The sequence below is a fragment of the Paracoccus sp. DMF genome, assembly GCF_004407025.1.
GTDB classification, from domain to species: domain Bacteria; phylum Pseudomonadota; class Alphaproteobacteria; order Rhodobacterales; family Rhodobacteraceae; genus Paracoccus; species Paracoccus aminovorans_B.
The window spans coordinates 1-5513 of the sequence record NZ_SOKV02000086.1; the positions used below are offsets into that span (position 1 = coordinate 1).

A 5513-nucleotide genomic window follows, 5' to 3' on the forward strand; every position below is an offset into this window, starting at 1 on the left:
GGATTTGAACCTGTGACCTTCAGGTTATGAGCCAAAACCCTAGCGATTCCAATGGGTTATTGATTTCAGCAACTTAGGCGACAAACCTTTGTTCTCACGCATTTTGTTGCCCGGCACCCGGCAACATTCGGCTGCACTCAACCGCTCTGGATACGCTCAAAACCGCATATGTCCGTTGACTCAGCGTTGACTCGAACCGGCGCGATTATAATCGATCCTGATCGCCTCATCGCGCCGAAAACGCATCGGCTCGGCTGCCGCCATGCGGGCAAGGCCACAATTGAACGCGCGCGACGTGCCGATCTGAACGGGCACGTCAGGCGGAACAAAAAGGGACCGGCACAAGCCTGCGTTTCCATTTGCCGGTTTATGCCACCCTGCCCCCCAACTGGCCATGTTTGAGTTGAACCGCAGCGCGGATCACGCCTGTGTCACGTCAGCACAAGGGTGGTTCAGCATGGCGCAAAGGGAAAAGCTCACCGAAAAACTGGTCAGGGCCGCCGAGCCTCGGGCGGGCATCTATCAGGTTTTCGATGAGGACGTGCGGGGGTTTTCGCTGCGGGTCTTCACCTCCGGCAGCAGGAACTTCACCTTCGATTACCGGGTCAAGGGACGTCAGCGCCGCTTCACCATCGGCAGATGGCCGGAATGGACGGTCACCGCCGCGCGCGAACAGGCCAAGGCGCTGCGCCGCATCATCGACGATGGCGGCGACCCGCTGGGCGAGCGCGAAACCGGCATGACTGCCCCCCGCATCCCCGATCTGATCGACCGCTATATCGAAACCCATCTGCCAAATCTGGCCCCGACCAATCGCGCCGACCAGATCTCGATGCTGCGCAAAATGGTCCAACCGGTGTGGAAGCACAAGCTGGTCGAGGAGATCACGCTGGATGACGTCGACAGATTGCTTGCCCAGATTGCCAAGGGCCGCGCCCGCCCCTCCAAGGCCAAGCCCAACAATCGCGCGCGCAAGCTGCAGGGATCGAAGCCGACGCCGATCCGCGCCAACCGGACCGGCGAGGTCCTGCGCAAGATGTTCAACCTCGCGGTCCAGTGGAAGATGCGTCCCGACAACCCGGCGATGGGATTTTACCGGCGCATCGAGACCGAGCGCGAACGCTATCTCAGCATGGATGAGATCGACCGGCTTGCCAAAGCGCTGGGCAAGGCCGAAGACCATCGCGCCGCCGGCATCATCCGCATGTGCATGTTGACCGGCGCCCGCCTTGGCGAGGTGCGCTGCGCGCGGTTCGACCAGTTCAATCTGGAATTCGCCACATGGTCGAAGCCCGCGACCACCACCAAGCAGCGCAAGATCCACCGCCTGCCGATTTCGCCGGATGTGGCCGCCATCGTGCGCCAGCGGCAAACGGCGGTGCATCGGGGTTGTCCGTGGCTGTTCCCCGGCGATGTGCCCGGCCAGCCGGTCAAGGAAATCCGCCGCTTCTGGCGTCAGATCCAGATCGAGGCCGGAATTGCCGGTGTGCGGATCCACGACCTGCGCCACACATTCGCATCGCTGCTGGTCAGCGGGGGCGCGTCGCTGGAAATGATCGGCAAACTGCTGGGGCATTCCCAGATGCGCACCACGCAGCGCTACGCGCATATGATGGATTCGCCGCTGCGGGACGGGGTGAATGCGGTTGCGGAGATGATGAAGCCGCAGCTGCGCATTGTTCAGGGCGGGCGTTGAACTCGCCCTGAACGGGCCTCAACGCCGTCGATCAAATTGACAGTCCTACTGCGGCTGCTTCAGAGCCCGCCAGATCGGGGTGAGTTTGCGCCGGATCTGGCTTTCATCGGGCACCGAGCCATCCTTGGCATTGGCCACGAACCAGTCCTGCCCCTCCGCCACGAAATCAGCCTGCGATTCCGGCAAGCCGTGCTCGAATAGCCTGATCATCAGGAATTGCAGCATTCCCTCCCAATCGTGCCGTGCCGACCGCCCGGGGCTGACGTGAACACGCTGCAGCGGATCGTATTCATCCTCAAAGCGCTGGGCCGTTTTTGCCGTCACCAGAAGATCGCCCGGTTCGACGGTCACGCCCTCGTCCGGGTCGGTAATGATCTTCCATTCCGCACTGCCCTGCGCGCGGACGCGCCAGAGCACGCAGGCCCTCGTGTCCTCACGGTTGCGCCGGAACAGCGGAATGATGTCCTCGGCGCAGACCACCACCAGCCCGACCAGTGGTCCGGCATCGCTGCAACGGACCAGCCCGATGCTGGTGACGATTTCAAGGATGTCCATCGTCGCCCATCCAACAATGTCGACTGGCGCGCACCCCCAGCGCGCTGACAGATCTTCCAGGGTCCAGAAAACACGTGCCGGCAAAGCCATCGCTTCATCCTCTCAACTTCATGATGAGGAGCGCGCCCGGCCTTGGTCACAGACCTGCCCGGGTGCGCCCCGGCCGCACCCTGACGTTGCACGTTCTGGTTGTTCATGAGGCAAAACAACTCGCCAGAAATTGCGGGCGAAATCCGGAAGAATACCAATAAAACAAGGGGTGGCACGAAGGTCGGTTTGAATATGCCGGTTTATGCCACCCTGCCACCCCCCGTCCTCTGATCCGCTGCGCCCCAGGACGCAACCGCCCGCATCCGGGCGCAAACGGGAAAGGAATCGCGGATGTTGGATACGCAGGACATCGACCAGTCGGGGCCTGACATGGATCTGCTGGAGGACTGGATCAGCCGGCATGATCTGGCGATCAGCCTCGGGGTTTCCGAGGACACGCTGTGGCGCTGGGACATGAGGCGCACCGGCCCGCAGAGCATCAAGCTCGGGCGCAAGGTGTATTATCGGCGCAGCACCGTTCGCAGCTGGCTCGAGGCCAGGGAACACGCACGCAAGACCCCATCGCGGGGTCGGCGATGAACCCGGCCCTGCCCCGCCCGGCCGTCGCTCCGGCCTCCGGCAGCAGCGACTGGCCCGCCGACCGCATCGCCGAGGCCCGCGCTGTCGTTGCCGATGTCGCGCATCACTCCGACCACCTCACCCGGTTCGCCTGCAAGGTGCTGATCCAGCATGGCGAGGGCGACGAGGAACGCGAGGACGCGCGCCGGCTGCTGCTGATCCTCGATGCCCGTCGCCCGTTGCATGCCCGGCGCAGTAATGACGATGATGCGGCGGTGCGGCGATGATCCGGCCGATGAAACGCCGCGGCACGCCCGAGGCCGATCTGCAGCGCGCGGTGGTGCAGGCCCTGCGCTTCGCCTTGCCCCGCAGCGCCATCATCCACCATTGCGCCAATGAGGTCACCGAGCCGGGGCCGCGTGGCGCGAAGCGTCAGGCGATCCTCGTCGGCATGGGCGTCCATCGCGGTTTCGCCGATCTGTTGGTGATTTCCAGCGGCCGCGTGCTGTTCCTCGAGCTGAAGGCGCCCAAGGGTCGGTTGCGTCCCGAGCAGGAGGCATTCCGCGACGCCGTGCTGGCGCAGGGCTTCGGCTGGGCGCTGGTGCGCTCGCTCGACGACGCGCTGGGCGCGCTGGTCGATCACGGCTTTGCCACGCGGATTGCCCGCCCGGACGGGAGGGCGATGCGATGAGCCATGCCGCGACCAACTGGGCGATCCAGCAGCGCGGGCTGAAGCCGGCCACCAAGATCGTGCTCTGGCATCTCTGCGACCGCCACAACCCGGATTTCGGCTGCTTCCCGACGCAGGCACGGCTGGCGGACGACGCGGAAATGTCGGTCTCGGCTTTGAACGCTCATCTCGCAAAGCTGGAAGAGCTGCGGCTGATCCGCCGGGTTCGCACCCATGATCCCCGCACCCACAAGCGGCGGGCGACACGCTACATTCTGGGGTTCGAGGACGGATTTCCACAAGAACCACCTCCGGAAACCGGAGATGGGTTCGACGGAACAGAAAGCGAACGGGACGACGATCCAACTCCGGATTCCGGACATGGAGCCATCTCCGGATTTCCGGCAAAGCCATCTCCGGATTTTGCCGAAAGCCATCTCCGGAATTCGGAGACTAACCCTGTAAGAGAACCCTTAAGAGAACCAGTAAAGGAGGAGGAGGGGGCGCAGGCGCGCGAGGCGATCTCCGATCAGTTTTTCGGAGAGCTGCTTGCGGCGCTGGGCCTCGATGCCACTGCCCTGCCCGCCTGGTGGCAGGGCTGGCCGGCGCGGGTGCATGTGCACCGCTGGATCGATGACCTCGGGCTATCCGAGGACCGGATCCTCGAGACCGCCACCGCAACCCGCCGCGATCATCCCAATCCCCCCGACGGCCCGAAGGCGCTCGACCGCGCCATGGAGCGCGCCGCCCGGTGCGATGCGCAGGCAGCAGCAGACGCCGGAAGCCGGAAGCCCGCCCGGAAACGCAGGTCCGATCCCGGCCCGCTGCCCAGCGAGGACGAGCGGGCCGGTTTCTACGCCCGGATCGTCAACTCCGACGGCTTCCTGCCGCCCAGCATGATCAGTAATTCCATCCGCGAGGCCATGCTGAGCCGGGGGCTGGTCACCGCCGAGCGCCTGCGCCAGCGGGGGGTGCTGTGAATGGCCTGGTGTCACGTCCCCGGCACGGACTCAGCCTCTGCGCAGGCGGCGGAGGCCTCGATCTGGGCCTCATGCTCGCCGAGCCCGGATACCACAGCCGCGCCTTCGTCGAATGGGAGGACTGGCCCCGAACTGTGCTCATCGCGGCCCAGCGCGCGGGATACTTCGCCCCGGCCCCGATCTGGGACGATCTGCGCAGCTTCGACGCCCGGCCCTTCCACGGCGCCTTCGACACGGTGCTGGCCGGCTATCCCTGCCAGCCCTTCAGCGCCGCCGGCAAACGCGGCGGCGCCGATGATCCCCGCCACCTCTGGCCCGAGGTCGCCCGCATCATCGGCGAATGCGCCCCCGAATGGGTCTTCCTCGAAAACGTCGCCGGTCACGTCACCCTCGGGCTTGAAACCGTGCTGCGAGAGCTTTGGAACTTGGGCTACACGCCTGCGGCGGGCCTGTTCTCTGCGGCAGAGGTCGGCGCGCCGCACCAGCGGCAGCGGATCTTCATCCTGGCCCACACCGATGAGCCTGCATCCCGGCACATCCCGCTACAACCCGGCCGGGAACAGCGACTTTACCCGCAAGGCCGAGGCCTTGGCGCTGGGCATCGTGAACTGGTCGACGCCGAAGGCGACGGACGGGGCGAAGGGCGGGCCGGGTCAGAGCTACGGCTCGGGCGGCACCCCGCCGCTGCCGGCACAGGCAGCGAAATGGCCGACCCCAGCAGCGCAGAACTGGAAGGGGTCCAGCGAAGCCAGCGTGACGCGGGCCGACGGCAAGAGCCGGATGGACCTGCTGCATTACCGGGCGGAGCAGGGCTTCACCCGCCCGGACCCGGTGATCACGCCGGCTGGGCCGCGGTGCTGCTCGCACGCCCCGATCTCGCGTCCGCTCTGGGCTTCGATGATTGCCTCGCATGGGCGCGCCGTCTCGCGGCGCATCCTGAAGGGACGCGCAAGGCGGCGGCTGAATCCGCTCTTCGTCGGATGGCTGATGGGCTGGCCCATCG

The 5513-nt window shown here is 65.5% G+C and carries 7 protein-coding genes and 1 pseudogene; 7 read left to right on the top strand and 1 reads right to left on the bottom strand.

The genetic code is table 11. The features are described 5' to 3' along the window. Window positions 1–457 precede the first annotated feature (457 nt). Window positions 458–1696, top strand: a complete 1239-nt coding sequence (locus E3D03_RS19890) for a tyrosine-type recombinase/integrase (protein ID WP_263568393.1) — start codon at window positions 458–460, stop codon at window positions 1694–1696. Window positions 1697–1741: 45 nt separating this feature from the next. On the opposite strand, the gene E3D03_RS19895 is transcribed toward E3D03_RS19890, so the two are convergent. Continuing rightward, window positions 1742–2341: a hypothetical protein gene (locus tag E3D03_RS19895; RefSeq protein WP_263568394.1), complete on the bottom strand. Its 600-nt coding sequence runs from the start codon at window positions 2339–2341 to the stop codon at window positions 1742–1744. A gap of 291 nt (window positions 2342–2632) precedes the next feature. On the opposite strand from E3D03_RS19895, the gene E3D03_RS19900 reads away from it, so the two are divergent. The 6 genes and pseudogenes from E3D03_RS19900 to E3D03_RS19925 all read left to right on the top strand — a co-directional run. Continuing rightward, window positions 2633–2881, top strand: coding sequence for a helix-turn-helix transcriptional regulator (locus tag E3D03_RS19900; RefSeq protein WP_263568395.1), 249 nt, complete (start codon window positions 2633–2635; stop codon window positions 2879–2881). Then, window positions 2878–3147 (top strand): hypothetical protein, encoded by a 270-nt coding sequence (locus E3D03_RS19905; RefSeq protein WP_263568396.1) that lies wholly within the window; start codon window positions 2878–2880, stop codon window positions 3145–3147. The genes E3D03_RS19900 and E3D03_RS19905 overlap by 4 nt, the downstream gene beginning before the upstream one ends. Before the next feature lie 8 nt (window positions 3148–3155). Continuing rightward, on the top strand, window positions 3156–3551 hold the full coding sequence (locus E3D03_RS19910; RefSeq protein ID WP_263568397.1) for a VRR-NUC domain-containing protein: 396 nt from the start codon (window positions 3156–3158) through the stop codon (window positions 3549–3551). After that, window positions 3548–4510: a helix-turn-helix domain-containing protein gene (locus E3D03_RS19915; protein WP_263568398.1), complete on the top strand. Its 963-nt coding sequence runs from the start codon at window positions 3548–3550 to the stop codon at window positions 4508–4510. The genes E3D03_RS19910 and E3D03_RS19915 overlap by 4 nt, the downstream gene beginning before the upstream one ends. Before the next feature lie 71 nt (window positions 4511–4581). Beyond that, a pseudogene (locus tag E3D03_RS19920) lies at window positions 4582–4977 on the top strand (DNA cytosine methyltransferase); the annotation flags it as partial. Between the two features lie 49 nt (window positions 4978–5026). Beyond that, window positions 5027–5513 (top strand): DNA methyltransferase (locus tag E3D03_RS19925; protein ID WP_263568399.1); only part of this gene is annotated, 487 nt, incomplete at its 3' end.

What these genes read in the sequence shown, in the direction of transcription:
- E3D03_RS19910 (WP_263568397.1), top strand. Translation starts at nt 3,156, where the DNA reads ATGAAACGCCGCGGCACGCCCGAGGCCGATCTGCAGCGCGCGGTGGTG.
- E3D03_RS19915 (WP_263568398.1), top strand. Translation starts at nt 3,548, where the DNA reads ATGAGCCATGCCGCGACCAACTGGGCGATCCAGCAGCGCGGGCTGAAG.
- E3D03_RS19895 (WP_263568394.1), bottom strand. Translation starts at nt 2,341, where the DNA reads ATGGCTTTGCCGGCACGTGTTTTCTGGACCCTGGAAGATCTGTCAGCG.
- E3D03_RS19890 (WP_263568393.1), top strand. Translation starts at nt 458, where the DNA reads ATGGCGCAAAGGGAAAAGCTCACCGAAAAACTGGTCAGGGCCGCCGAG.
- E3D03_RS19905 (WP_263568396.1), top strand. Translation starts at nt 2,878, where the DNA reads ATGAACCCGGCCCTGCCCCGCCCGGCCGTCGCTCCGGCCTCCGGCAGC.
- E3D03_RS19900 (WP_263568395.1), top strand. Translation starts at nt 2,633, where the DNA reads ATGTTGGATACGCAGGACATCGACCAGTCGGGGCCTGACATGGATCTG.